This window comes from Cupriavidus sp. SK-3 (assembly GCF_000611145.1).
Lineage (GTDB): Bacteria > Pseudomonadota > Gammaproteobacteria > Burkholderiales > Burkholderiaceae > Cupriavidus.
In genome coordinates this window covers 31,079-55,318 of the sequence record NZ_JFJV02000228.1, presented here as the reverse complement: position 1 = coordinate 55,318, position 24,240 = coordinate 31,079, and the positions used below count along the sequence as shown (strand labels likewise).

The 24,240-nt window shown below is 65.3% G+C and carries 26 protein-coding genes; 15 read left to right on the top strand and 11 right to left on the bottom strand.

Going from position 1 to position 24,240, the window contains the following annotated elements; translation table 11 throughout:
• Positions 1-248, bottom strand: a 248-nt coding sequence (locus CF70_RS38225) for a hypothetical protein (RefSeq protein ID WP_235185181.1), incomplete at its 3' end; no start/stop codon positions are given.
• A gap of 357 nt (positions 249-605) precedes the next feature.
• Between CF70_RS38225 and CF70_RS23335 the strand changes: the two genes are divergently transcribed.
• The 4 genes from CF70_RS23335 to CF70_RS23320 are packed head-to-tail and all read left to right on the top strand — an operon-like array spanning position 606 to position 4,832.
• Positions 606-1,742, top strand: a complete 1,137-nt coding sequence (locus CF70_RS23335) for an efflux RND transporter periplasmic adaptor subunit (RefSeq protein WP_235185180.1) — start codon at positions 606-608, stop codon at positions 1,740-1,742.
• Positions 1,739-2,434, top strand: coding sequence for an ABC transporter ATP-binding protein (locus tag CF70_RS23330; protein WP_035870321.1), 696 nt, complete (start codon positions 1,739-1,741; stop codon positions 2,432-2,434). Before CF70_RS23335 ends, CF70_RS23330 begins: the two co-directional genes overlap by 4 nt.
• Positions 2,421-3,629, top strand: coding sequence for an ABC transporter permease (locus tag CF70_RS23325; RefSeq protein ID WP_035870319.1), 1,209 nt, complete (start codon positions 2,421-2,423; stop codon positions 3,627-3,629). The genes CF70_RS23330 and CF70_RS23325 overlap by 14 nt, the downstream gene beginning before the upstream one ends.
• A 3-nt stretch (positions 3,630-3,632) precedes the next feature.
• Positions 3,633-4,832, top strand: coding sequence for an ABC transporter permease (locus CF70_RS23320; RefSeq protein ID WP_035870316.1), 1,200 nt, complete (start codon positions 3,633-3,635; stop codon positions 4,830-4,832).
• Positions 4,833-5,410: 578 nt separating this feature from the next.
• Here the strand turns inward: CF70_RS23320 and CF70_RS23315 are convergent.
• The 6 genes from CF70_RS23315 to CF70_RS23290 form a co-directional block, all read right to left on the bottom strand.
• Positions 5,411-5,791, bottom strand: coding sequence for an EF-hand domain-containing protein (locus tag CF70_RS23315; RefSeq protein WP_035870314.1), 381 nt, complete (start codon positions 5,789-5,791; stop codon positions 5,411-5,413).
• Between the two features lie 214 nt (positions 5,792-6,005).
• Entirely contained in the window at positions 6,006-7,292 is a 1,287-nt protein-coding gene (locus CF70_RS23310; protein ID WP_081862318.1) for an RNA polymerase sigma factor, read from the bottom strand.
• A 5-nt stretch (positions 7,293-7,297) separates the two neighbouring features.
• Positions 7,298-7,714, bottom strand: a complete 417-nt coding sequence (locus tag CF70_RS23305; RefSeq protein WP_035870313.1) for a VOC family protein — start codon at positions 7,712-7,714, stop codon at positions 7,298-7,300.
• Positions 7,715-7,774: 60 nt separating this feature from the next.
• The gene (locus CF70_RS23300; protein ID WP_035870310.1) at positions 7,775-8,311 is read right to left on the bottom strand and encodes an SRPBCC family protein; all 537 of its coding nucleotides are present in this window, start codon (positions 8,309-8,311) and stop codon (positions 7,775-7,777) included.
• Between the two features lie 53 nt (positions 8,312-8,364).
• Entirely contained in the window at positions 8,365-8,778 is a 414-nt protein-coding gene (locus CF70_RS23295; protein ID WP_035870308.1) for a YciI family protein, read from the bottom strand.
• Positions 8,779-8,949: 171 nt separating this feature from the next.
• Positions 8,950-9,303, bottom strand: a complete 354-nt coding sequence (locus CF70_RS23290; protein WP_035870306.1) for a YciI family protein — start codon at positions 9,301-9,303, stop codon at positions 8,950-8,952.
• Positions 9,304-9,520: 217 nt separating this feature from the next.
• Here CF70_RS23290 and CF70_RS23285 point away from each other — a divergent pair, with 217 nt between their 5' ends.
• The 5 genes from CF70_RS23285 (at position 9,521) to CF70_RS23265 (ending at position 14,142) form a co-directional block, all read left to right on the top strand.
• Positions 9,521-11,038 carry a DKNYY domain-containing protein gene (locus CF70_RS23285; RefSeq protein ID WP_051648839.1) on the top strand — a complete coding sequence of 506 codons (1,518 nt, stop codon included), beginning with the start codon at positions 9,521-9,523 and terminating at the stop codon, positions 11,036-11,038.
• Positions 11,039-11,150: 112 nt separating this feature from the next.
• Positions 11,151-12,386, top strand: coding sequence for a SpoIIE family protein phosphatase (locus tag CF70_RS23280; protein ID WP_035870335.1), 1,236 nt, complete (start codon positions 11,151-11,153; stop codon positions 12,384-12,386).
• A 21-nt stretch (positions 12,387-12,407) separates the two neighbouring features.
• On the top strand, positions 12,408-12,977 hold the full coding sequence (locus CF70_RS23275; RefSeq protein ID WP_035870304.1) for a SiaB family protein kinase: 570 nt from the start codon (positions 12,408-12,410) through the stop codon (positions 12,975-12,977).
• A gap of 30 nt (positions 12,978-13,007) precedes the next feature.
• Positions 13,008-13,397 (top strand): DUF1987 domain-containing protein, encoded by a 390-nt coding sequence (locus tag CF70_RS23270; protein WP_035870302.1) that lies wholly within the window; start codon positions 13,008-13,010, stop codon positions 13,395-13,397.
• Between the two features lie 7 nt (positions 13,398-13,404).
• Positions 13,405-14,142, top strand: coding sequence for a GGDEF domain-containing protein (locus CF70_RS23265; protein ID WP_035870300.1), 738 nt, complete (start codon positions 13,405-13,407; stop codon positions 14,140-14,142).
• A 161-nt stretch (positions 14,143-14,303) separates the two neighbouring features.
• Here CF70_RS23265 and CF70_RS23260 read toward each other — a convergent pair whose 3' ends face one another.
• From CF70_RS23260 to CF70_RS23250, 3 genes are all read right to left on the bottom strand, one after another.
• The gene (locus CF70_RS23260) at positions 14,304-15,260 is read right to left on the bottom strand and encodes an ABC transporter substrate-binding protein (protein WP_035870333.1); all 957 of its coding nucleotides are present in this window, start codon (positions 15,258-15,260) and stop codon (positions 14,304-14,306) included.
• A 20-nt stretch (positions 15,261-15,280) separates the two neighbouring features.
• Complete coding sequence (locus CF70_RS23255) at positions 15,281-16,378, bottom strand: LLM class flavin-dependent oxidoreductase (protein WP_035870297.1); 1,098 nt, start codon at positions 16,376-16,378, stop codon at positions 15,281-15,283.
• A gap of 217 nt (positions 16,379-16,595) precedes the next feature.
• The gene (locus CF70_RS23250; protein ID WP_035870295.1) at positions 16,596-16,985 is read right to left on the bottom strand and encodes a hypothetical protein; all 390 of its coding nucleotides are present in this window, start codon (positions 16,983-16,985) and stop codon (positions 16,596-16,598) included.
• A gap of 210 nt (positions 16,986-17,195) precedes the next feature.
• Between CF70_RS23250 and CF70_RS23245 the strand changes: the two genes are divergently transcribed.
• Entirely contained in the window at positions 17,196-18,089 is an 894-nt protein-coding gene (locus CF70_RS23245) for a hypothetical protein (RefSeq protein WP_235185179.1), read from the top strand.
• A 27-nt stretch (positions 18,090-18,116) separates the two neighbouring features.
• Here CF70_RS23245 and CF70_RS36735 read toward each other — a convergent pair whose 3' ends face one another.
• The gene (locus CF70_RS36735; RefSeq protein WP_160172285.1) at positions 18,117-18,254 is read right to left on the bottom strand and encodes a hypothetical protein; all 138 of its coding nucleotides are present in this window, start codon (positions 18,252-18,254) and stop codon (positions 18,117-18,119) included.
• A gap of 524 nt (positions 18,255-18,778) precedes the next feature.
• Here CF70_RS36735 and CF70_RS23235 point away from each other — a divergent pair.
• Genes CF70_RS23235 through CF70_RS23215 form a run of 5 tightly spaced genes read left to right on the top strand, consistent with a single transcriptional unit; the run spans position 18,779 to position 24,236 of the window.
• Complete coding sequence (locus CF70_RS23235; RefSeq protein ID WP_035870289.1) at positions 18,779-20,098, top strand: Rieske 2Fe-2S domain-containing protein; 1,320 nt, start codon at positions 18,779-18,781, stop codon at positions 20,096-20,098.
• Positions 20,099-20,152: 54 nt separating this feature from the next.
• A complete protein-coding gene (locus tag CF70_RS23230) occupies positions 20,153-21,142 on the top strand; it encodes a 4,5-dihydroxyphthalate decarboxylase (protein ID WP_035870287.1) in 990 nt (329 codons plus the stop codon).
• A gap of 50 nt (positions 21,143-21,192) precedes the next feature.
• Positions 21,193-22,053 (top strand): carboxylating nicotinate-nucleotide diphosphorylase, encoded by an 861-nt coding sequence (gene nadC, locus CF70_RS23225; protein WP_035870285.1) that lies wholly within the window; start codon positions 21,193-21,195, stop codon positions 22,051-22,053.
• Between the two features lie 12 nt (positions 22,054-22,065).
• Positions 22,066-23,040 carry a PDR/VanB family oxidoreductase gene (locus CF70_RS23220; RefSeq protein ID WP_035870283.1) on the top strand — a complete coding sequence of 325 codons (975 nt, stop codon included), beginning with the start codon at positions 22,066-22,068 and terminating at the stop codon, positions 23,038-23,040.
• Entirely contained in the window at positions 23,037-24,236 is a 1,200-nt protein-coding gene (locus tag CF70_RS23215; RefSeq protein ID WP_035870280.1) for a Gfo/Idh/MocA family protein, read from the top strand. The genes CF70_RS23220 and CF70_RS23215 overlap by 4 nt, the downstream gene beginning before the upstream one ends.
• Positions 24,237-24,240: the final 4 nt, after the last annotated feature.

Below are 24,240 nucleotides of genomic sequence, written 5' to 3'. Positions count from 1 at the left end.
GCACAGCTACGGCAGTATGGCGGCAGCCCGTGAAGCGATGAAGAAATACCAGTGACCATTCGAAAATCGGAATGCAAAATTCCGTGAAATTTCTCGATACGTTCTGGTTCGGCAGGCATGCCACCTAGGAATTTCCACAATGAATATTCGGAAATTTCCCACTCTTCGATAGGAATTTTCGGATATGCGTCTGACCAAACTACGCGTTCCTCAGGTAACGCGAGCCGGGGCGCGGACAGCGCCTGCACGGCGGCGTAGCCCAGTCCGGCCTTCAGGCAAGCCGCAGTGCATGGTCATGCACTTTTCGCCATAGCGCCGTATTTCGAAGCGCTCCAGCCGGCTCGGCGCGCCACAGGAATGAGGTTGTGCCGGTAACGACACTGCGCAGCGCCGCCTCGCGCCGCTCGCGCATCGCATGGGCCTGGAAATGCGCTGCATGGGCGTTGCTCGGATGGGCTACGATACAGAGACCGCGGGACGGTGAGGCTGATGCAGCGCAACATTCGCACCCGGCGTCTTCGCACCCCTACCCTATGCCAGACAAGCCCCTGTCTCCGCCAGGAACGCTGATACGCAGCCGCCTCGTCAGGCGCATCGCGATTGTCGTGGCGATACTCGCAGGCCTCGTTGCCGCAGGCTGGTACGCAACCCGGGCCAAGCCGGTAGCGGTACTGACGGCCAGGGTCGAGCAGGGACGAGTCGAGGCCACTGTCGCCAACACCCGGGCGGGCTCGGTTTCAGCCTGCCGACGGGCGAAGCTGGCGCCACCGGCGGCCGGCCGCATCGAGGTATTGAATATCCACAAGGGTGATCGGGTGAAGGCTGGCCAGGTACTGCTCGTTCTCTGGAACGAAGACCTCGTCGCGCGAGAACAACTCTCGCAAAACCAGTTGCTGACAGCCACCGCGCACGTGCGCGAAGTGTGCGAACTGGCCAAGGCGGCGGCAAGCGACGCCAGGCGCTCGCGGGAACTGGTGGGGAAAGGCTTCGTCTCGCCCCAGGCGGTGGAGCGGACCGATGCCGACGCCGACTCCAGGCGCGCCGCGTGCGAGTCAGCGAAAGCGCAGGTGAAGGAGGCCGGGGCGCGTATCGCCGCTTCGCGCGCGGATACCGCGCGCACGGTGCTGAAGGCGCCTTTCGACGGCGTGGTGGCCGAAGTCAACGGTGAGATTGGCGAATACCTGACGCCCTCGCCGCCCGGCATCCCGACGCTGCCCGCCGTGGACCTGATCGACGACTCGTGCCTCTATGTATCCGCTCCGATCGACGAAATCGACGCGGCACGCCTGCAGGTAGGCATGCCGGCGCGCGTTACCCTGGACGCCTATCGGGGCAGGCATTTCGAAGGGAAATTGCGCCGCATCGCCCCCTATGTCCTGGCACTGGAGAAGCAGGCCCGCACCGTTGATGTCGAGGTCCAGTTCGACAGCCCCGACATCGTCCGCCATCTCCTGGTGGGCTATAGCGCCGACGTGGAAATCGTGACCGATGCCCGCGACCACGCGCTGCGTATCCCTACCGCCGCACTGACAACCGGCAACCGCGTGCTGGTGTTGAATGCCGCCGGCAGGCTGGAGGCGCGCAAGCTCGACACCGGGATTTCCAACGCGGAGTTCACCGAGGTGACGGCGGGGCTCAAGCGCGGCGAGCGCGTCGTCACGTCACCGGAACGGATTGGCCTCCAGGCCGGCATCGCCGCTGTCGAGGAAAAACAAACTACCGTGGAGACGCGAGCAAAATGATCCGGCTCGACGGCATCGGGCGGACTTTCGTGCTGGGCGGCGAGGCTGTGCATGCGCTCCATGGAGTCGACCTTGCGGTTGCTCAGGGCGAATATCTCTCCATCATGGGCCCGTCGGGCTCCGGCAAGTCCACCTTGCTGAATGTCCTGGGCCTGCTGGATCGCGCCGATACAGGGACTTACCAGCTGGACGGCCGCGACGTGACCGCGCTCCCGGACGACGAACTGGCGCGCCTGCGGCGTGAGAAGATCGGCTTTGTATTCCAGTTCTTTCACCTGGTGCCGCGCCTCACTGCCGCCGCAAACATCGAGCTGCCCATGGTGCTCGCAGGGATGGACCCGGCCGAACGCCGCCGCCGCGTGGACGCGCTGCTCGGCGAGTACGGCCTGCAAGACCGCGCCAGGCACCGGCCCGACGAGCTCTCGGGCGGGCAGTGCCAGCGGGTTGCCATCGCCCGTGCCATGGCCATGCGCCCGGCGATGATTCTCGCCGATGAGCCCACCGGCAACCTGGACCGGCATACCGGCCAGGAAGTCATCGCCGTGCTGGAAGGCCTGCATGCACAGGGTGCGACGCTGATCGTGGTCACGCACGACCCGGAGATCGGCGCCCGCTCCCGGCGCAGGCTGCGCATGGTGGACGGCGGCATCGCCGGTGACGAGCCGCGGCAGGATAGCCATGCGGCTCACTGACATCCTCGGTTTCACCTGGCAGGTGCTGCGCGGCTACCGCTCACGCAGCCTGCTGATCCTGCTCGCCATGGGAATCGGCGTCGCCGCCGTGGTGACGGTGAGCGCGCTCGGCGAGGGAGCCAGGCTGTACGTGGTGAACCAGTTCGGCGCGCTTGGCACCAACCTCGTCATCGTGCTGCCCGGGCGCAGCGAAACGGCCGGCGCGGCGCCGGGGATCGTGCTGGGCGCAACCACGCGCGACCTGACGCTGGACGATGCGCTAGCACTCAGGCGCAGTCCCGCCGTCCTGCGCGTCGCGCCGCTCATTGTCGGGAACGCGGATCTGCATGTTGGCGCGCTACGACGCGAAGCGCCGGTGCTGGGCTCCACCGCCGAATTGCTGGCGGTACGCCATATGGCACTAGCCCAGGGCGGTTTCCTGCCCGAGGGCGATCCGCACCACGGCCAGCCCGTGTGCGTGATCGGCGCCAGGGTGGCGATGGAGCTGTTCGGCACGCGCCAGGCGCTGGGTGAATGGCTGCGCATCGGAGACCGGCGCTTTCGCGTGATCGGGCTGCTGGCCGGCCAGGGCGAGTCGCTGGGCTTCAACACGGACGAACTGGTCATCGTTCCCCTGTCGGCGGCCCAGGCCCTGTTCAACACGGACTCGCTGTTCCGCATCCTGATCGAGGCGAAGGCCCGCGAGCAGATCCAGGGCGCCAGGGCCGACGCCGAGGAGATCATCCGCCAGCGTCATGAAGGCAAGCGCGACGTGACCGTCATCACCCAGGACGCGGTGCTCGCCACGTTCGACCGCATCCTGCGCGCGCTCACGCTGGCGGTGGGCGGCATCGCAGCCATCAGTCTCGCCGTGGCCGGCATTCTCATCATGAACGTGATGCTGATTGCGGTGACCCAGCGGCAGCGCGAGATCGGACTGCTCAAGGCGCTCGGCGCCACCGCCGGCCACATCCGGCTGCTCTTCTTCACCGAGGCGGTACTGCTGGCACTCGGTGGCGTGGCCGCGGGCCTGGCTGTGGGCGAAGCCGCGTGCAGGCTTGCAGTACGGCTCTATCCGGCGATTCCCTTCACCCCGCCCTGGTGGGCCTTGCTGGGGGCGCCGGCCATCGCCGTCGTGACCGCCATCGCCTTCACCGTGGCACCGGCCCAGCGCGCGGCAAAGCTGGATCCGGTGCAGGCCCTGTCTGGACGATGACCCATGCGCTACGCGGACTTCATCCAGTTCACCCTCGCGTCCCTGGCTGCTCACCGGCTACGCACCTTGCTCACCGCGCTGGGCATTGCCGTCGGCATCGCCGCGGTCATCCTGCTGACCTCGATCGGCGAAGGGCTGCATCGCTTCGTGATCGAGGAGTTCACCCAGTTCGGCACCAACCTGATCGGCGTGACGCCAGGCCGCACCCAGACCCACGGCGCTTCGCTCGGGTCGATCAACACCGTGCGCCCGCTTACGATCGAGGACGCCATCGCCCTGCGCCACGCCCCCCACGTGCGCGTGACCAACCCGCTGGTGCAGGGCAACGCCGAAGTCGACTACCTCGGCAAGAGCAGGCGGGTGACGTTGTATGGTGTCGGGCCAAGGTTCACCGAGGCGCTGAGCATGCGCGTGGCCTCCGGCCAGTTCCTGCCGGATGACGATCCGCGCGCAGCGCGGACGCTGGCGGTACTCGGCGCGAGAGTGGCGCGCGAACTGTTCGGCGGCGACAACCCGCTGGGCGCGCGCATCCGCGTAGGCGGCGAACGCTATCGCGTGGTGGGCGTGATGGAAGCGAAGGGCCAGATGCTGGGCTTCGACCTGGACGATACTGTCTATATACCGGCCGGCCGTGCCCTGGACCTGTTCAACCGGGAAAGCCTGGTCGAGATCGAGGTCACCTACGATCCCACCGCCCCGCTCCCCGACGTGGAGGACGGCATCAAACGCCTGTTGAGCGCGCGCCATGGTGCCGAGGACTTCACCGTCACGCCCCAGCAGAAGATGCTGGAGGTGTTCGGCACCGTGCTCGATGCCATTACCTTCGCGGTGGCAGCGATCGGCGCCATCTCGCTGATCGTGGGCGGCGTGGGGATCCTCACGATTCTCACCATCGCTGTGGCCGAACGCACATCGGAGATCGGGCTCCTGCGCGCCATCGGGGCGACCGAGGCACAGGTCATGCTCCTCTTTCTTGGTGAAGCCGCGGTGCTCGCCGCCATCGGCGGCATGGCCGGACTGCTGCTGGGATGGGGTATCGCGCAGGTGCTTACGGCGGCGCTGCCGGCGCTGCCGGTCCACACACCGTGGTCCTACGCTCTGCTGGCCGAGTTGCTGGCGGTGGCGATTGGTCTGGCTGCCGGGGTGCTGCCGGCACGAAGCGCGGCACGGCTTGCCCCGCAGGAGGCCTTGCGGTCAGAATAGAAACCCGAACCGCGGATCTATCAGCTTCCAGGCCTGCTGCACGCTCCGCATTGTGGTTCGGCAACTCGGGCCAGCGGTCGAGCGGACGCCTGAATAGGGGTTTATGCCAGCTTTTCGCCGGCTCCGGGTTGCGGTCTACTGGAAGCGAATCAAGACATGGCTGGAGCGTGGATCGGTACTGCTGTGCTGTGCTAGCCATTACCTTCCAGCCGTTGATTCCTACCTCAGGAGACAACACCATGGTGACCAAGCAGGACGATGCCTTCATTTTGAAGAACCTTCTCGCGCTGGCAGCAGTGGAGGCGCTCGGCGGCGCAATTGCGCTAGGATTCGCCTTCAATCTCCTGACCTGACCTGACCTGACTGAAACGACAACGGAAATCCTCCGTCGTGTTCAGGTATAAGAGGTATTAAATAGAATTAAAGAATATTTAAAGCTCCCCGGCACTGGTTGCAATCCAGCCAGTTTCCGGGGATCTCTGTCGTCGGGGACCTGCATTTCCGATACCGCCCCACCGTCCGCTGCCGGCGGAATCCTGAAGCGTTTCGCTCGCGAATTCCCCGCCGGCACCGCCAGATCAGTTCAGGCTTCCCGGGTTCTGCGCCGCGGCCTTCTGCTTGGCCTTGGCCGCAAAGTACGAGCCAATCTGCTTCTGCGTAACCACGCCCTTCTTCCTCGTATCGATCTTGTCGAAGTTCTTGTAGACCTCCGGCATGCCGGCTTCCGCCTCCTCGCGGGTCAGCTTGCCGTCGTGATTGGTATCGGCGGCAGCGAACGTTTCCGCGAATTTCGCTTTCGCTTCCTTTGCATTCATGGGCGCCTGAGGCGCGGCTTGCGGTGCGGCCTGAGGTGCAGGCTGTGGCGCCGGTTGTTGCGCCGGTTGTTGCGCGCCGACAGCGCCAGAGGCGAAGAATGCAACCAGCGCCAGGCTGGCGGTCGACAGTAACCGTGGAATCATTGGAGTCTCCTGGAACACTTCGATGGTGAGGCCAGCCGGTCCTGCCGTCGTCGGCGGCCGGATGGCTTTTGCACGGCCCGGCAGCAATCAATCCCCCGGGCCCCGGCTAGGATCATCGTCGGCTTTCCGATATTGGGGAATTCAGATATTTCGGTATCCGATATTAGAGTTTTACCGGGAGCGGTGGTGACGCACAGCAATGCGCGCTGGGGAGTCACGACCGGGTGGCCCCCGCATCGCGCGCCCGCCCGAGCAGGAACTCGCGCTCGCGGGCGTTGCGCGTCATGCCCGCCGCGCGCTCGAATTCGGCACGGGCCTCATCCAGACGGCCCAGCTTGAACAGCAAGTCCCCGCGCACGCTGGGCAGCAGGTGGTACTTCGCCAGCGCCGGCGCGGCAACGAGCGCATCGGCCAGTTCCAGGCCAGCTTCGGGGCCGAAGGCCATGCCGACGGCCACCGCGCGGTTCAGCGCCACCACCGGGGACGGCGCTACCTGGGACAGCGCATCGTAGAGCGCGGCGATCTGCGTCCAGTCGGTCTCCTCCGCGCTGGGCGCGCGGGCGTGGCAGGCCGCCAGCGCCGCCTGCAAGGCATAGGGCCCGAGCGCGCCGCCGAGTTCCTCCGCCCGCGCCAGCGCGCCCAGCCCGCGCCGGATCAGCAAGTGGTCCCAGCGGCTGCGGTCCTGGTCGGGCAACAGCACCGGGCGGCCCTGCGCATCCACCCGCGCATGCGTGCGCGAGGCCTGGATCTCCATCAGCGCCACCAGTCCGTGCACCTCGCTTTCCTCCGGCACCAGGCCAGCCAGCGTGCGGCCCAGGCGCAGCGCTTCCTCGCACAGCGCGGGGCGCATCCAGTCGTCGCCAGCCGTGGCGGAATAACCTTCGTTGAAAATCAGGTAGATCACCTCCAGCACCGAAGCCAGGCGCGGGGCCCGTGCCTGCGGGCCGGGCACCTCGAAGGGCACGCGGGCCGCGCCGAGAGTGCGCTTGGCGCGCACGATGCGTTGGGCGATGGTGGCCTCCGGCGTGAGAAAGGCGCGTGCGATTTCCTCGGTGGTCAGCCCGCCCAGCAAGCGCAGCGTCATGGCGACCCGCGCATCCGTGGAGAGCACCGGATGGCAGGCGGTGAAGACCAGCCGCAGCAGGTCGTCACCGATATCGTCCGCACGCGCGGCATCCAGCGCATCGACAAAATCCGGTACCACGTGAGCCTCCATCGCTTCGAGATCGTGGCCGATCTGCTCGTGCTTGCGGGCGTGCAGTGCCTGCTGGCGCAAATGGTCGAGCGCGCGATTCTTCGCCGCGGTCATCAGCCAGGCAGCGGGATTGTCCGGCACGCCGGTCTCGCCCCAGTGTTCCAGCGCGGCAACGAGCGCGTCCTGCGCCAGTTCTTCGGCCAGCCCCACGTCGCGCACCACGCGCGCAACGTGGGCGATGACCTTGGCGGATTCGATGCGCCAGACGGCTTCAATCGCCCGCTGCGTCGGTGTCGTCGTCACCATGTGCTTCAGGCCGCGCTGGTCACGCCGGGCGCCGAGGGCTCCATATACATCAATTCCCAGATATGCCCGTCGAGATCATCGAATCCGTGCCCATACATGAAGCCGTGGTCCTGCGGTGCGCGCGGCGCCGTTGCGCCGGCGGCCACGGCTTTGGCGACCAGGGCGTCCACCTCGGCACGGCTTTCGCAGGAGATGCAGATCAGCACTTCCGTGCTGTCGGAGGTATCGCACAGCTTGCGGGTGGTGAAGGACTTGAAGAATTCATGCTTGAGCAGCATTGCGTAGATGTTCTCGCCGATGACCATGCAGGCGGCATTGTCGTCGGTGAATTGCGGGTTGAAGGTAAATCCCAGGCCCTTGAAAAAATCCTGCGAGCGCTGCAGGTCGGCCACGGCAAGGTTCAGGTAGATTTGCTTATGCATGATGTTGTCCTTGGAATCCGGAATCGCGTGTTGGCGTGCATGTCTGGAGATGGCCGGGGCTTACCGGGCCGCCGGCGCCTCGGCCAGCGTCTTCAGGTTGACCAGCCCTTCCTCGAAGTCCTTGCCCACCATCTTGTCCATGTTGAAGACCAGGTGCGCCAGCTTGGCGAAGAACGGCACGGCGCCTTGCATCGACCACGTGACGCGCGTGGCACCGGCCTCCGGCCTGAGCGTGAATTCGGCGGTGTTGTGGGCTTCGAACGGCTTGAAGAAATCCAGCTTCATCGTGACCCTGGAGGCGGGCACCGTGTCGACGATCTCCATCCGTCCCACGCCCACCTTGTCGCTCTCCCAGGCATAGGCGGCGCCCTGCCCGCTGCGCGTGCCGCCGTAGGTGCCCTTGAGCGCCGGGTCCTTCTTTTCATACGGGTTCCACTGGTTGAAGCTGTGCAGGTCGTTGATCAGCGCGAACACGCGTTCGGGCGGCGCCTTGACGCTGGCGCTGCGTTCCACGCGGAAGGTATCGGGGCGCGTGGCGGTGAAGATCAGCAACAGGGCGACAACCGAAAAGGCGACTAGCAGGATGGTCTTGAGCATGATGGGTGTCCGAGGATTGGCTGGCTGGGAGGGTTTCGGGTCTGGCGCCGGGTTCAATGCTGGCCCGCGCCAATGTCGCGGAAGCGCTGCACCGACGGGCTGGGCCCGAAGTCTTCCAGCTCGAACAGCTGCCGTACCTCGATCTCGCCGTCGGCCAGTTCGCCGTGCGGCGAGGGAAAGCGCCGCGCCCATTCCATGGCTTCATCGCGGCTGCGCACCTGGATCAGCGTGTAGCCCGCCACCACTTCCTTGGTCTCGGCGAACGGTCCGTCGATGACCGTGCGCTGTCCGCCGGCATAGCGGATGCGCCAGCCGGCGGAGGTGGGCTTGAGGCCGGCGGCGTCCAGCAACACGCCCGCCCTGGCCAGTTGCTCGTGATAGGCCGCCATCGCGGCGAAGAGGCCTTCTTCCGGCATCGTGCCGGCTTCGCTGCCTTGCGTGGCTCTCACCAGGATCATGAATCGCATTGCAGTTCTCCTTGTACTCGGGGTAATCCGTTGTCGGTAGCGAGCCTTGCCGTTTCGGTGGCTCTTACCGGTACGACGAACCACGCGCGCCCTGATCGACACGCAATGCGAAAAAAATCCCGACGCAGGGTAACTACCTAATCTGCGCCACGCCGCGGCCCCCCAGCGGCCTTACATGAAGCAAGGGCCAACCTCGCGGACTTCCACGGTGCACCACGCCGCGGCGGGGCATTCGGCGGCGATGGCGATGGCTTCGTCCTGCGTGGCGCAGTCGACCAGGAAGTAGCCGCCGATCATTTCCTTGGCCTCGGCGAACGGGCCGTCAAGCAGGTCGCGCCGCCCCTCCCTCACCTGCACGCGCACACCGTTGGTTTCCGAGGTGAGGGAGTTGACGCCCAGCAGCGCCCCGCGCGCATTCAGGCCTTCGGCAAAGCGCTGCATGCTGGCGTAGGCTTCGCGCCCCTGTTCCGGGGTGCGCCCGGCGCGCTGGCCAATCGGTTCGACGATGAGCAGCATGTACGGCATAAGGTCTCCAGTTCGTCCAATTCATTGATGGGTTTTGCTTACCGCCCCACATCCTGCACGCCTCTGCCGCCGGCCGCAAGCGGCCGGCGCGCTACATATGGGCGAGGAAAATTTCTGGCCGTTAATTGCAATCATGAAAAGCGGAGGGCATTGGCCTGTGCTGGATTACCACTTACCATGTCGGCTTTGCTCCACTCGGCATCCTGAACGGCCTTTCATGACTGCATCGCGCCAGCCAACCAACCATCCTTCGTACTTCATCGAAGGCGATACCGTGATCTGGTCATACAACGACCGGCCGCTCTGGGGAAAGGACGGCAACCCGCTGCCCATCGCCCGCCCGCAGGCGTTTCGCTGCATCGACGGACGCTGGTTCACCGACGGCGAGCACGTCATCGTGCAGGCCCAGCAAGGCAGCGGCACGGCCTGGCACTACTTCTACCGGATCGAAGACGCCGACCCAGCCACCTTCGAAGTCCTGAACGAGCGCTACGCCCGCGATGCGCGCCAGGCATACTTCATTACCGGCAAGACCATCCGCACCCGCAGCCCGCAGGCCTTCCGGCCGCTCACCTACCAGGGCTGGCACTGGCCGGAGAGCGGCCCGCTGCAGCCGGTGGCCTGCACGCATGCCTATTACGCGGTGGACGCAGAGTCGGCCTACTTCAACGGCAAGCGCGTGATCGGCGCCGACGGCGCCACCGTGGTGGGCCTCCCGGGCAACTACATTGCGGATGCCAGGCATGTCTACTACTTCGGCCAGCGCATCGATGCCGACCGCGCCAGCCTGGTGGTGGCGCCTAATGGCGACGGCCCGCTGCGCATGACCGACAAGCTCGGCCCGATCGACGACGGCAAGCGCAGGACCGCGCTCGACCAGGACGAGGTGGAGCGCTGGCGGGACTTCTTCGCCGCTCTCCCCACGCTGCAGGATTACTGGTGGCACCGCCTGCAGGCGCCAGCCGCAGAAGCCACGCCAGCGCGCGATGTGCTATACGGCGGCCATCGCCTCACCGGGCTCGATCCGGACACCTTTGCCGCGCGGGAACTGCCCGTTGGCCACGGCTTTACCGGCGTGTTCTGTGGCGATGCGCATGGTATCCACTGGCTGCACCGGTACAGCGAAGGCCCATGCGAGCTGACCCTGCTTTCCTCGCGGCCGATATGCAGCTTGCAAGCGCTGGGGGACGGCTATCTCAGCGACGGCGTCACCGTGTTCTACGCACCGAACCACTATGAAACGCCGCAAGCCCTGCGCAAGGTCGATCCCGCCGGCTTTACCGTGCTGCAGCGTTCGTGGGCCCGGGATGCCAGCCGCGCCTTCCATCGCGGCACGGCCAAAAAAGGTGTGAACCCCGATACCTTGCGCATCGCGGGCTGCTACGCGTGGGACGACGCACAGTTGTTCTGCGACGACAAGCCGCTCAAGGTGGCCGCGCCGCACGATGCGCTGCAGGTGCCCCACCCCGGCTTCCTGCTGGCCGGCGAGCAGCTCTTCTTCGGGCGCCGCCCGGTATCGGCCAGGCGCGTGCACCTGCCCACCCTCGAATTCCTCGACGCCGACTTCGCGCGCGACCGCAAGCACGCCTACATCGTCGGCTATGTGAACCTGGTGGCGATCGACGGCGCCGATCCGGCCACCTTCCGCGTGTTGGGAAAGGGCCGCGCCGCCGACGCGGCGCGTGAGTATGACGCGGCGGCACTAAAGGAAGCGAGCGCGCCGGCAACCGACTAGCGGTGGCTAGCGACGCTACATCCAGCAGGATGGGCCGTGCGTCACATGTCACGTAACCGTCATGCGCGCGCCATACAATCGGCGGCTTCCCAATAGTCCGAATGCCCTGGCGATGCCTGACGTTCCGGTTGACTCACACTTGGCTCGTTCCCGCTTTCGGCAGCCCTGTGCCGAGGATCTCTGCGTCACCACGCCATCGGTGACCACGGAGCAGAACAACCAGGAAGTGCTGGATGTATTCGGCAAGCACCGGGACCTTGCCAGCCTGCCGGTGACCGAGAACGGCACGCCGATCGGCCTGATCAATCGTGCGATCTTCATGTCGCAGATGAGCAAGCCTTATCACCGGGAGTTGTATAACCGCAAAAGCTGCATCGCCTTCATGGACAAGGAGCCGCTGGTGGTCGATGCCGCAATGAGCATCGAGGCCCTGACCTTCAAGGCGGTGGAGTATGGCGAGAAGGCGCTTGCCGACGGCTTCATCATCGCGCGGGATGGCCGCTTCCTTGGCATCGGGCATGGCTTGCAGCTGATGCGCGTGGTCGCGGACATGCAGGCCGAGAAGAACCGCCAGATCATGCACAGCATCGACTACGCCAGCACCATCCAGCGTTCGATGCTGCGCCCCTCTCGCGAGGCGCTTGCCAAAACGCTTGGCGACGCCAGCCTGGTGTGGGAGCCACGCGATGTGGTCGGCGGGGATTTCTATCACTTTGCCGCCTTTGAAGATGGCTGGTTCGCCGCGCTGGCCGATTGCACCGGCCACGGCGTGCCGGGCGCGTTCCTGACCCTGATTTCCTCGTCCATCCTGATCCAGGCCATCGAGCAGCGCGGCCCGCGCGACCCCGGGGCGCTGCTGGCGGCGGTGAACCGTGGCATCAAGCAGATGCTGGGCCAGATCGATGGCGACGACGACACGCCCGGGTCCAATGACGGCATGGATGCGGCGTTCTTCTGGTTCGACAACGCCAGCCGGCGGCTCGCGTTCGCCGGCGCCAAGAGCGCCTTGTTCGTGCTGCAGCCCGGCGACGAAGAAGGCGAGATCCTGGACGGCGAGCGCACGGGCGTCGGCTATGTCGACACAGACCTGGATTTTGCGTGGCGGAACCGCGTGATCCAGACCCAGCCGGGCGGCGTGGTGTTCGTGACCACCGACGGGCTGATCGACCAGATCGGCGGCCCCAAGGAGATTGCCTTTGGCAAGCGCCGTATCCGCGAAGCGATCCGGGCAAGCCGGCATGCCTCGGCGGCTCAGATCAACCAGGCGGTGCTGGATCAGTATCGCGCATGGCAAGGCCATCACCGCCGCCGCGACGATCTCACTTTTTTCTGTTTTCGCGTTCAATAGTTCGCGTTCGATAGTCCAGATATGAACGGTAATTCGATTGACAACGAATATGGCCCATTCTTTGAAATGGCCAGGGAACGCAACGTGATCTTCTACTACGTCGGCTATTTTTCCCAGAACATCATTGCGGCGATGTCGGACGCGGTGCGGCTGCAACTGACGGTAAGCGGCGTGGACGGATCGACCCGGCGCAAGCTCTTCTCCTCGTTCGTGGAGATGGCGCAGAACATCGTCCATTACTCGTCCGATGCGCTGACCCCGCCCACGCAGGACAGCAACCAGCTGCGGCACGGCTCGGTCTGCATCTGCATGGTCGACGACCGCTACCGGCTGATGTGCTCCAACCCGGTGGCGGTCGCGAGGGTGGGACAACTGCGCGCCGCGCTGGAGCCGTTGCGCAGCATGACGCTGGACCAGATCAAGCAGGCGTACAAGGCAACCATGCGCGCGGAAGCGCCGGAAGGCAGCAAGGGCGCAGGCCTCGGCTTCCTGACGGTGGCCCGCGACGCCAGCGCGCCGCTGGAGTACAGCTTCCAGCCTATCGATACGGACCCGGTCTCGACCATGTTCTTCCTCACCGCAACCATCTGAACAATCTGAACGGGATCAAAAGGGAACCTGATGGAAAACCTGTTCATAGCCGCCACGCCGACCTCGCCCGAGGTGAGCTTCGATTTCAAGCAGCACACCCTCTCGCTCAGGGGCGAGTCCTATCCGGAGAATGCCGCCGTGTTCTACGGCGACGTGATCCTGCGCCTGCGCAAGTACCTGGCTGCGTGCGAGGATACGGAGGTCACCGTCCACGTTGCGCTGACCTACTTCAACAGCTCCAGCACCAAGGTGCTGTTCAGCATGTTCGATGCCATGAACGATGCGGCCGACAAGGGCAACCGGGTGACGTTGCACTGGTATCACGACGTGGACGATGACACCATCCTGGAATTCGGCCAGGACCTGCACGCCGATTTTCCGGCCATCGCATTCTTCGACCACGCCACGACGACAAGCTGAGCCGCGCATGACCGAGCCAGATCTTTTCGAGTCGGAAAACAGCGTCCTGGCCGGTGCCAGGGCGGTATTCGCCAATCCCGATGCCGGCGCCCAGGCGTACCGCGACAAGCTCGGCGACCTGATTGGCCATTACGAACGGCTCATGCGCGAGACACGGCGCCTGATACGGCGCAGCGACCGCGAAGAGCTGGAAATGAACCGGCTCAACCACCGGCTGCAGGACCTGGCGCGCGAACTGGAGTTCCGCGCGACGCGGGATACGCTCACCGGCGCGCTGAACCGCGGCGCCATCATCGAGCGGGCCGGAACGTTGCTTGCCGGCGGCAGCCTGTCGCTGATCGTGCTCGACATCGACCACTTCAAGCGGGTCAACGACACGCTTGGCCATCCGGTGGGCGACGCCGTGATTCGCGGTGTCGTCGACTGCCTGGAACAAACCGTGCCGGATGGCGGGCTGATCGGCCGGGTGGGCGGCGAGGAGTTCGCCGCATTGCTGCCGGGGCGCACGCTCGACGGCGCGGTCAAGCTCGCGGAACGCATGCGGCTGCATATCGCCAACCACGCGTTTGCGCTGCCCCGGAGCCTGCAGGTGACGGCCAGTTTCGGCGTGAGCTGGAACCCGCCCGGCACCAGCTTCGAACAGGCATATGCCAGCGCGGACGAGGCGCTGTACCAGGCCAAGCGCAGCGGCCGCAACCGGGTAGTCAGCCTGCGTGAATCCGATCTCGCGCTGCCGCTGCACTAGTAGCTAGTAGCTAGCTAGCGGCACGGGAACAGCCGCTCGCCCAGGAAGTCGATCAACACCCTGAGCTTGGGCGAGAGATGCCGGCTCGCCGGCCACAGCCGCCGCCAGCGCTGCCTCCACCATGAAACCGGGCAGGCAGGCGCGGCCGCCAACGCGGCGCCTCAGACAGCCAGCGGAAAGCCGGTATCGAACGTCGTCCGCACATCCAGCCGCTGCTTGAGCAACCCGGACTTCAGGTAGAAATCCGCCGTGCGCTGCTGCTCGGCGATCAACTGCGCATCGATATTGCGCCATTGCGTATGGCGCCGTTCGAACTGCAGCCGCGCCGCCTCCGGCGGGATGCCGATGATGCGCGCCAGCGCGGCGGAAAAGCTGTCCACATGCTGGTACGACCACACTTGCGCGCGCACCACGCGCTGCAGGAAATCGCGCAGCACTTCACGCTTGGCAGCCAGCGCGCTGTCCGTCACCGCCAGGTAGCTCAGCCCCGACCACAGCCCGCGCCCGCTGACCAGCACGCGTGCGTGGCCGCTGGTCTCGGCCAGCGCGGTGTAGGGCTCCCAGGTGGCCCACGCATCGACTGAGCCGTTGACCAGGGCAAGCTTGGCGTCCGCAGGCGGCAGGAAGCGCAGGCTGGCGTCCTCCGGCTTGAGCCCGGCCGATTCCAGCGCTTTCAGAGCGACGAAATGGCCGATGGAACCACGGTTGGTGCCGATGCTCTTGCCGCGCAGGTCCGCCGCCGTCTTGAGAGGCGAATCGGCGCGCACCAGCACGGCGGTGCCGAACGGGTCCGAGCGGTTGGCGCCGATGATCTTGATGGGCGTGCCGGCGGCCAGCGCGAAAATGGCCGGCGCATCGCCGATCGGGCCGGAATCCACGGCGCCCGCGTTGAGCGCTTCGGCCAACGGCGCGGCGGCGGGAAACTCTGTCCACTGGATATCGTAGGCGAGGCCCTTCAGCTCGCCGGCGCTTTCCAGCAGCGCCCGCAGGCCGCCCTTCTGGTCGCCGGCCTTGAGCACGGGCCGCCCCTGGGCGGAAACGGCAAACGGCAAGGCGCCGCTTGCCGCAGCTGCCGCCGCCGCGCCGTAGCGCAGGAATTGTCTTCGGGATGTCGTCATGATGCCGCTCGCCATCCTTTTCAGGCTGCCTTGCGGCCAGCGCCGGTGGCGAGATCGCGCTGCGCCACCAGTTCGCGCACGCGCGGGATCAGCTCGCGGCCATAGTCCACCGCATCCTCCAGCGGATCGAAGCCGCGGATCAGGAAGGTGGTCACGCCAAGGTCGTAGTAGTCCAGCAGCGCGTCGGCCACCTGCTCCGGCGTGCCGACCAGCGCCGTGGAGTTGGAGCGCGCGCCGGTCAGTTTGGCGATCTCCGTCCACAGGCGCTTGTCCAGGCGCGGGCCCTTGTCGGCGGCGGCCAGCAGGCGGCGAGCGCCTTCGCTTTGCTGCGGGCCGCCCTGCCCCAGGCCGGCTGCTTCGCGCACGCGGCGCGTTTCTTCGAGGATGGCATTGGCGCGGGCCCATGCCGCCGTTTCGGTTTCCGCCAGGATCGGCCGGAACGAGACCGAGAAACGCACCTGCCGCCCATGCCTGGCAGCTTCGGCGCGCACCCGCGTGGTGATGTCGCGAACCTGGTCGAGCGATTCGCCCCACAGGGCGTAGACATCGGCATGACGTCCGGCGACTTCAATCGCCGCGTCCGAAGCCCCGCCGAAGAAGATCGGCACATGCGGCTTCTGGGCCGGCTTCACTTCCGAGAAGCCCTGGGTAAAGCGGTAATACTTGCCTTCGTGATCAAACGGCTTGTCCTCCGTCCAGATGCGCCGCAGGATGCCCAGGTATTCATCGGTACGCGCATAGCGCTCGTCGTGGCCGAGAAAATCGCCGTCGCGCTGCTGTTCCGAATCCGAGCCGCCAGAGATGAAATGCACGCCCAGCCGGCCGCCGCTGAACTGGTCGAGCGAAGCAATCTGCCTGGCCGCCAGCGTGGGAGCGGTAAAGCCCGGCCGGTGCGCCAGCATGAAATGCACCCGCTCGGTCACGGCTGCCGCGTAGGCGATGGTGAGTGTGGCGGAAGGGCCGGTGGAGTGATGCGGCACCAGCACGCGGTCGAAACCGGCGTTCTCATGCGCTTGCGCAAACGCCCGCACATAGTCGCGATCCACCACCGGGCCGCTGGCCGGATGGATTTCCGACTGCTTCTGGCTCTGGATCATGCCAATGATTTCCACGCTCATCGTAGGCTCCTGTTCCTGGTTCTCGGTAACGCCGCGGCGCCGGGATGAAAGGCGCCACGCGGCTGGAACATGAACTTACCCCGTGGCGGTTCAATCCTTAAGGAATAAGAACGCGTGTCGATATGCGGTTTTGCGCGGGAGCCTGGGCGCGGTACCGTGCGGTGCCTGCGCGGTTGGCACCGAAGCCGCCGAAGGCTGTCTCTGCGCGGCCGCGCGATCAGCCGGCAGCAGCGCTCTTCAAGCCGTCCGACACGCCTTGCGCCGAGTCTTTGCACCACTGCCTGACGCCGAGCGGGCTGCTTTCAATCCCATCTTCCCTGCCGTCGGACAGCCTCACCTTGCCGCGCAAACCCGCAGCCTCGCTGGCATCGCCCCCGCTCGTGTCGACGCCGGGAAGCCCCGCCATCAAAGCCACCATCTTCCTGGCGTTCTTGATGCTGTCCGCTTTCAGGAAGCCCTTTCCGACACAGTAGCTGGTGAGGCCAGCGACGTTGCGGGACATCTCGTACATACCCTTGAGCACAGCCGGGTCCGCCTGTGCGTGAGCCGGTGCGGAAAGCCCGATCGTGCCGGCGGCCATCAGGAATACTGAAATCTTCTTGTTCATATCTCGCTATGCATCCATTCAAATGCAGGGTTATTCGATCCACCTGTCGTCGCCGCCGCCACCGTCATCCGTGCCCGGCTTCAACTACCCGGCATTAGCAAGTATACTTTTAATCACATAAGGCTTCGCAGCCTTCCGTCAAAACGGGCGCTCCGGCGTCCGTTTTACTTGTTTCCCGGCCTGACATCGTTACCTTTTTCCGCTCACTGCATGACTTTTCGATTTCGTCCCGTCCACTGCGCCGCACTGGCTTTGCTGCTCTCCACCCTCGGCGCCGCGCCCTATGCCCTGGCCGCCGATGCCGTCCTGGTCCTGGACACCAGCCACAGGGAAACGAGGGATGCCCCCGCGCTGGATCTCGCCGTGGCCCGATTTGCGGGCAACGCGTCCGGTACCTACTACTGGGAGGATGGCTTGCTGGCCGAGCAGATCCTGTCCGGACTGCAGTCGCGCACCAACCGGGCCGAACAGGAACTCCCCGACGGCCAGCGCCTGTTGTCGTCGCGCCGCCAGTTGTCGCACGGCGCCGAACGCGCGGCCGTGCTGGTAGACGAGCGCGGTGACGTGCTCGCCGCGGCGCTGGTGCACCGCGAATGCGGCAAGGATGGCTGCCAGGACGACCAGCACGGCCGGCTGTCCGTCTTCCTTCGGCCCGGCTTCGACCGCACCAAGGCACAACCGCTGGTGACGTGGAGCCAGGACGTGCCCGAAGACCTGCAGACCGACGGCGGCGAGAAGATCGCCAAGGTGGAGACCATCACGCTGGATGCCGGCAACACGACGGCCAGGCCGATCAGGCTCACCAAGGGATTCTCGCCGCAAGTGCCGCTGTACCCGCGGGCAATCGTCCATCGCACCGCGCAGGATGCCTTGAGCAACGCCAAGGCCAGGCGCGTGCTCAGGCTGCAGACCACCGACAGCATCGAGCAGGTGCTGGCCTTCTACAAGCAACTGACGCCGCCGCTGCAGGATGCTGTGTCCGACCTGGATGGCAATACCGGCTTCATGGCAGGCAAGCGCAAGGGGGTGGCGTTTACCGTCAACCTGAAACAGGACAAGCACTTCCCGACCATCACCAACATGGAGGTCGAGATCAGCGAATGATCCGGCTGCCGGGCGGCGAGGGACCCATCACATGCCGTTGTCGCCTTCCACCTTGCCGATCGAGGCCTTGATCCCGCCGGCGACAGCGGTGCGCAAGCCCTTGACGGAGTACGTCTGCGCTTGCGCATCCTCCTCCGGCTTGCGCACACACAGTTGTGCGAACAATCTGTCCTTGGCGGAGTAGCCGCCGAACCAGCCAGGCGGCCGAAGTACCACCGGTGCCCGACCCGGACGGGCATGTCGGGCACCTCGCCCGCGATAGCTGGTCGGGCACCGGGTTCGCACGCGATGCGGCGACCGTCACCTCGACAAGACGCAGAACCTCCTCACCGTCGGCAGCAACGACGACCGGATGCAGTTGCAATGACGCTCGCACCCGGCGAGTACATGCTGCGCGCCATTTGTGCCTCCCGCGCCATGCCAGACGCGCCCGCTCGCGTGACGGCTCCCCATTACCCTCTCCTTCGCCCCCCATCCGCTCGGCCGATGCCGGCTTTCGCATATGCCCGCCGAGCCCGCGCCCCTGAAAATATACTTATGCCACTAAGTATTTTCCCTTGGTTTTCGTTCTGCCTTCTTGCCATTGCCGCCTCACCTCATTATGCTTAGTCAACTAAGTTTTATTAACCAAAACAACCGATGTGCACGACCGATCCTACCCGGGAGACGTCCGCCAGGAGTGCCCAGAAATGATCACCAAAGAAGACAACGAACTGCTGTGCCGAGTCGAAGGCGACGCGCCGATGGGACAACTGATGCGCCGGCACTGGACTCCGGTATGCCTGATCGAGGAGGTTTCGGAACCTGACGGTGCGCCCGTGAAATCTCGCGTATTCGGGGAAGACCTGGTGGTATTCCGCGACAGCGATGGCCGGGTCGGCGTGATGGACGAATACTGCCCGCACCGCCGCGCCTCTCTGGTCTACGGGCGCAACGAGGAGGGTGGATTGCGCTGCCTCTACCACGGCTGGAAGATGGACGTCGCAGGCAACGTGCTGGAGATGGTTTCGGAGCCACCCTCGAGCTGCATGGCTCAGAAGGTCAAGCACAAGGCGTATCCCAACAAGGAATGGGGCGGGATGGTATGGGCCTATATGGGGCCGGCCGATTCGGTACCGGAATTTACGCCGCCACAATGGGCGCCGAGCGAAGAGGCCCGGGTGAGCATTGCCAAGGTGCTCCTGCCATGCAACTGGGCACAAGTGCTCGAGGGAGCGATCGATTCGGCCCACAGCTCCAGCCTGCACAGCTCCGATATGGTTCCGGCACGGGTGAGCAGCGCAAAGGCCACCTCGAACCTCTGGCTCCGTCCCTCGACCGACAAGGCGCCGCGCTTGCAGGTGCAGCGCGGCGGCTACGGATTCCGCTATGCCGCCATTCGCCGGCCCATCCAGCAGGCGCAGACCCACGACTACGTCCGCTCGACCGTGTTCGTTGCCCCCGCGACGGCATTGATTCCTCCAAACAATCTCTACAACGTCGCCAACGTCAACGTCCCGATGGATGACACGAACACGGCGTTCTACTTTATCGCCTGGGGCCATCCTGCGCAGACACCCGAGACCGAATCCTGGCGCAAGTTCCTCCGCCAGACCGTGGGCGTCGACCTGGACCCGTCCTACCGGCCGCTGCGAAATATGGAAAACCGCTTCTGGCAGGATCGCCAGGCCATGAAGGCTGGCAACTTCACCGGCATCTCAGGCTTTCCCAATCAGGACGTGGCAATGTGGCTGACCATGGGGCCGATTGCTGACCGAACCCATGACCGGCTCGGTGCCAGCGATCTCGCCATCGTCGAGTTCCGCAAGCAGATGCTGGATGCCGTCAAGGCCTTTCAGGAAGGCAGCGAGGCGATCGGCACCGGCGCCAACGCGGTTCCCGCCGACGTCTGCGCGTTCCAGGCCGTCGTGCCGAAGTCGGACGACTGGCGGACCTTCGCTGTCTCCTACGTATGGGCCGATGGCCAGGACCGGCCGGAGTTCGAGCCCTCTTACTCGATCACGGCGTAGGACGCTCCCGGCGCCTTTCCATTCATCAGACCCAGCCCCCGGAGCCATCGCACGATGACAAAACTACGCCTTTCCGTCGCCATGGGCGACTATGACCGTACCCGCGCCCTGCTCGATGGCCGCATCCAGATCGACGGCGTCGATCCGGTCTACATGACCCTCACCCCCGAGGAGATGTTCTTCCGCGCGATGCGCAGCCAGGACTTCGATATCTCGGAGCTTTCCTTCTCGAGCTATCTGGTCAAGCACTCGCGTGGCGACTGCCCGTACATCGCCGTCCCCGTCTTTCTCTCCCGTGCTTTTCGCCATACGTCCATCTATGTCCGCAAGGACCGCATCAAGCGGCCTGAAGACCTGAAGGGCTGCCGCATCGGCGTCCCCGAATACCAGCTCACCGCAATCGTATGGGCCCGAGCGATCCTCCAGGACGAGTACGGGGTCCATCCATCCGACGTCACGTGGGTGCGCGGCGGCATTGATACGCCGGGCCGCCCGGAGAAGATCAAGCTCCAGCTGCCGCCCGACGTTCGCGTCGAGCCCGCGCCGGAAGGACGCACGATCTCGGACATGCTCGACCGTGGCGAGATCGACGGCTTTATCGCGCCCCGGCCGCCTGGCGCCACGGCATTGCGCAACGAGAACATTGCCTGGCTGTTCGATGATCCCACCGCGGAAGCCAAGGACTATTTCCGTCGCACGGGTGTCTTTCCGATCATGCACGTGGTTGGCGTCCGGAAGACCCTGGCGCAAGCCCATCCCTGGCTTCCCGGCGCGGTGTTCAAGGCGTTCAGCCAGTCCAAGGACCACGCACTCGAACAGCTGTCCGACACGTCGGCGACGAAGGTGACCATGCCTTTTGTCGAGGAGATGCTGAAGGCCGCTCGCGAGACGCTCGGCGAGGACTACTGGTCCTACGGCGTTCAAGCGAACCGCAGGACCCTGGAGACCTTTGTACGGCATCACCATGGCCAGGGACTGTCCGAGCGCCTGGTCCCGGTGGAAGACATCTTCCATCCGTCCACCTACGAGTCATATAGCATTTGACATGATCGCGCGCGCAGATCGTGCTGCGGCGCGTGCCCCTGGGAGCAAGGATGTTCGAGTACAACGAGAGCCTGGAGCAGGCGCTGCATCGCAATGTCGAGGATGCCCTGCGGGAGGACATCGGGCGCACCGACTGGACGGCTCAGCTAGTGGCGGCCGACAGGCGCATGCGCGCTCGCGTGATCGCCAGGGAGAGCGCGGTGATAGCGGGCCAGCCATGGTTCAGCGCTTGCATACTGCGCCTCGACCCGAGCGCGTCGGTCGAATGGCTGGTCCCCGAAGGTGCCACGGCGACGGCGGGCAACGAGCTAGTTCGCCTGGAAGGCGATGCGCGGGCGCTGCTATCTGCCGAACGCCCGGCACTGAATTTCCTGCAGATGCTGTCCGGCGTGGCAACGGTGACGCGCCGCTATGCCGAGCGCATCGCCAATGTATCGCCGAACCCGAAGGGCTGCGCCATGCTCGACACCCGCAAGACCATGCCCGGGCTGCGCCAGGCCCAGAAGTACGCCGTTCGCGTTGGCGGCGGCGTCAACCACCGCATGGCACTGTGGGACGGGATACTGATCAAGGAAAACCACATCGCGGCCGCGGGCGGGATCAAGGAGGCACTCGAGCGGGCCAGGCACCTCGGCGCCGATGTGCCCGTCCAGATCGAAGTCGAGAACCTGATGGAACTGGAAGATGCGCTCGCGGCAGGCGCCACCAACGTTCTGCTGGACAACTTCAGCCTGGACGAAATGCACCGGGCCTTCGCCCTGAACGCCGGGCGCGCGCTGCTGGAAGTATCGGGGGGTGTGGACTGGGAATCGCTGCGCGCCATCGCGAGCACCGGCGTAGACCGGATATCCAGCGGCAAGCTGACCAAGGACGTGCGCGCCATCGACCTGTCGATGCGGTTCGACGCCTGACAAGAGAAACTCATGACGACCACCACACAGCCCCTCGCCGATACGCAGATGCTCTTGCGTATCGCCCGCATCCATGACCCGGCGGAAGGGATCCGCAGCTTCGAGCTCGTGCAGCCCGATGGCACCGACCTGCCTCCTTTCACGCCAGGCTCGCATATCAAGGTGCAGACGCCCAACGGCCTGCCGAGGAAGTACTCGCTGTGCAACGACCCCGCGGAACGTCACCGTTACCTCATCACGGTGAAGCGTGACGCCAACGGCCAGGGCGGCTCCATGAGCCTTTGCGACGACGCCAGGGAAGGCGACCTGCTTCCCGTTGGCGTGCCGGAGAATGCATTCCCTCTCGTCGGCAATGCCAGGGCGTTCATCTTCATCGCCGGTGGCATCGGCATCACGCCCATCCTGTCGATGATCCGCAGCTTTGGGGAACTGTCGACGGCCAAGTGGAAGCTCTACTATTTCACGCGCTCACCGGGGGCCACCGCGTTCCTGGATGAGTTGCAGTCACCCGAACTCCGGGGCAAGGTAACGATCCATCATGACTTCGGGGATCCCGACAAGGCATTCGACCTGTGGCCGGTGCTGGAGCAGCCCTGCGACACGCACGTCTACTGCTGCGGGCCGCGCGGGCTGATGAACGCCGTGCGTGACATGTCGGGTCACTGGCCCGCCACGAAGATCCACTTTGAGAGCTTCAACGAGGGAGGCGAGGTGCGCGTGGACGACAAGCCGTTCGATGTTGTGCTGAACAGTACCGGACAGCGCTTCGAGGTTCCGGTGGGCATGAGTATCCTGAATGTCCTGCGTCAGCATGGCTGTGAGGTCCCTTCTTCCTGCGAGAGCGGAACCTGCGGTACTTGCCGCACCACGCTGGTGGCGGGCGAGGCGGACCACCGCGACATGGTCCTGATGCCGGAGGAACTGGAAGGCCAGGTGATGATCTGCGTCTCGCGTGCGAGAAGCGCCGAACTCGTGATCGAGCTATGAAACGGAAACCTGACGGAAAGGTGCGCCTGGGCGTCGTCGGCCTCGGCCGGGCATTTTCGCTCATGCTGCCCACCTTCCTCGCGGACGATCGCGTGGTCCTCGCCGCCGCCTGCGACCCGCGTGACACCGCGCGCCGGCAGTTTGCGCGCGATTTCGGCGCCCCGGTGTACGAGGACCTGTCTGAGATGGCACGCTCGCCTGCCATCGATGCAGTCTACGTTGCCAGTCCACATCAGTTTCACGCCGCCCACGCATGCCTTGCCGCGGCGAATGGCAAGCACCTGCTGGTCGAAAAGCCGATGGCCTTATCGATGGCGGAGTGCGACCAGATGATCGAGGCATGCGCGCGGGCCAACGTGCAAATGATCGTCGGGCATTGCCACAGCTTTGACTCCCCCTACCTGCACACTCGTCACCTGCTCGACTCGGGCCGCTTCGGCGCGGTGCGGATGATCCACGCCCTGAACTACACGGACTTTCTCTACCGGCCGCGGCGCCCGGAGGAACTTCAGACCGAGGCTGGCGGCGGCGTTGTCTTCAGCCAGGCAGCGCACCAGGTCGACGTGGTCCGCCTGCTCGCCGGTTCCCCGGCCAGTCGGGTCCGGGCGACGCTTGGCCGATGGGATCCATCCAGACCGACCGAAGGCGCCTATTCCGCCATGCTCTGGTTCGAGAACGGGAGTTATGCCTCCCTGACCTATAGCGGCTATGGCCGCTTCGACTCGGACCCGTGGAACGGCGGATTCACCGAAATGGGTTTCCCGGCCCACGAAGAGGACTATGGCAAGGCGCGGCGCAGGCTGGCCGGCATCGGCTCGGCCGAGGCGGAAACACGACTCAAGGCGGACGCCACCTACGGCGGGCCATCCTGGACATCGCCCGCCGGCGCGGCCCCCCCGCTCGCTCACCAGCACTTCGGGCCGGTCATCGTCAGCTGCGAGCATGCCGACATCCGCCCCATGCCAGACGGCATCTGGGTCTATGGCGATAGGGAACGGGAACACATCCCGCTGCCGGCACCGTCGGTGCCGCGTTTCGAGGTCATCGACGAACTGATTGACGCCGTCGTTCACGGACGGCGCCCAATCCACGGCGGACCCTGGGCCAAGGCCACGCTCGAAGTCTGCCTCGCGATGCTGTCTTCGGCGCGTGAGGCCCGGGACATCGAGTTGCCGCATCAGACTTACCCGACATAGCGGC

Excerpts from the sequence above, each read along its gene's own strand:
- CF70_RS23330 (WP_035870321.1), top strand. The coding sequence starts at position 1,739 with ATGATCCGGCTCGACGGCATCGGGCGGACTTTCGTGCTGGGCGGCGAG.
- CF70_RS23325 (WP_035870319.1), top strand. The coding sequence starts at position 2,421 with ATGCGGCTCACTGACATCCTCGGTTTCACCTGGCAGGTGCTGCGCGGC.
- CF70_RS23320 (WP_035870316.1), top strand. The coding sequence starts at position 3,633 with ATGCGCTACGCGGACTTCATCCAGTTCACCCTCGCGTCCCTGGCTGCT.
- CF70_RS23315 (WP_035870314.1), bottom strand. The coding sequence starts at position 5,791 with ATGATTCCACGGTTACTGTCGACCGCCAGCCTGGCGCTGGTTGCATTC.
- CF70_RS23310 (WP_081862318.1), bottom strand. The coding sequence starts at position 7,292 with ATGGTGACGACGACACCGACGCAGCGGGCGATTGAAGCCGTCTGGCGC.
- CF70_RS23305 (WP_035870313.1), bottom strand. The coding sequence starts at position 7,714 with ATGCATAAGCAAATCTACCTGAACCTTGCCGTGGCCGACCTGCAGCGC.
- CF70_RS23300 (WP_035870310.1), bottom strand. The coding sequence starts at position 8,311 with ATGCTCAAGACCATCCTGCTAGTCGCCTTTTCGGTTGTCGCCCTGTTG.
- CF70_RS23295 (WP_035870308.1), bottom strand. The coding sequence starts at position 8,778 with ATGCGATTCATGATCCTGGTGAGAGCCACGCAAGGCAGCGAAGCCGGC.
- CF70_RS23290 (WP_035870306.1), bottom strand. The coding sequence starts at position 9,303 with ATGCCGTACATGCTGCTCATCGTCGAACCGATTGGCCAGCGCGCCGGG.
- CF70_RS23285 (WP_051648839.1), top strand. The coding sequence starts at position 9,521 with ATGACTGCATCGCGCCAGCCAACCAACCATCCTTCGTACTTCATCGAA.
- CF70_RS23280 (WP_035870335.1), top strand. The coding sequence starts at position 11,151 with ATGCCTGACGTTCCGGTTGACTCACACTTGGCTCGTTCCCGCTTTCGG.
- CF70_RS23275 (WP_035870304.1), top strand. The coding sequence starts at position 12,408 with ATGAACGGTAATTCGATTGACAACGAATATGGCCCATTCTTTGAAATG.
- CF70_RS23270 (WP_035870302.1), top strand. The coding sequence starts at position 13,008 with ATGGAAAACCTGTTCATAGCCGCCACGCCGACCTCGCCCGAGGTGAGC.
- CF70_RS23265 (WP_035870300.1), top strand. The coding sequence starts at position 13,405 with ATGACCGAGCCAGATCTTTTCGAGTCGGAAAACAGCGTCCTGGCCGGT.
- CF70_RS23260 (WP_035870333.1), bottom strand. The coding sequence starts at position 15,260 with ATGACGACATCCCGAAGACAATTCCTGCGCTACGGCGCGGCGGCGGCA.
- CF70_RS23255 (WP_035870297.1), bottom strand. The coding sequence starts at position 16,378 with ATGAGCGTGGAAATCATTGGCATGATCCAGAGCCAGAAGCAGTCGGAA.
- CF70_RS23250 (WP_035870295.1), bottom strand. The coding sequence starts at position 16,985 with ATGAACAAGAAGATTTCAGTATTCCTGATGGCCGCCGGCACGATCGGG.
- CF70_RS23245 (WP_235185179.1), top strand. The coding sequence starts at position 17,196 with ATGACTTTTCGATTTCGTCCCGTCCACTGCGCCGCACTGGCTTTGCTG.
- CF70_RS23235 (WP_035870289.1), top strand. The coding sequence starts at position 18,779 with ATGATCACCAAAGAAGACAACGAACTGCTGTGCCGAGTCGAAGGCGAC.
- CF70_RS23230 (WP_035870287.1), top strand. The coding sequence starts at position 20,153 with ATGACAAAACTACGCCTTTCCGTCGCCATGGGCGACTATGACCGTACC.
- nadC (WP_035870285.1), top strand. The coding sequence starts at position 21,193 with ATGTTCGAGTACAACGAGAGCCTGGAGCAGGCGCTGCATCGCAATGTC.
- CF70_RS23220 (WP_035870283.1), top strand. The coding sequence starts at position 22,066 with ATGACGACCACCACACAGCCCCTCGCCGATACGCAGATGCTCTTGCGT.
- CF70_RS23215 (WP_035870280.1), top strand. The coding sequence starts at position 23,037 with ATGAAACGGAAACCTGACGGAAAGGTGCGCCTGGGCGTCGTCGGCCTC.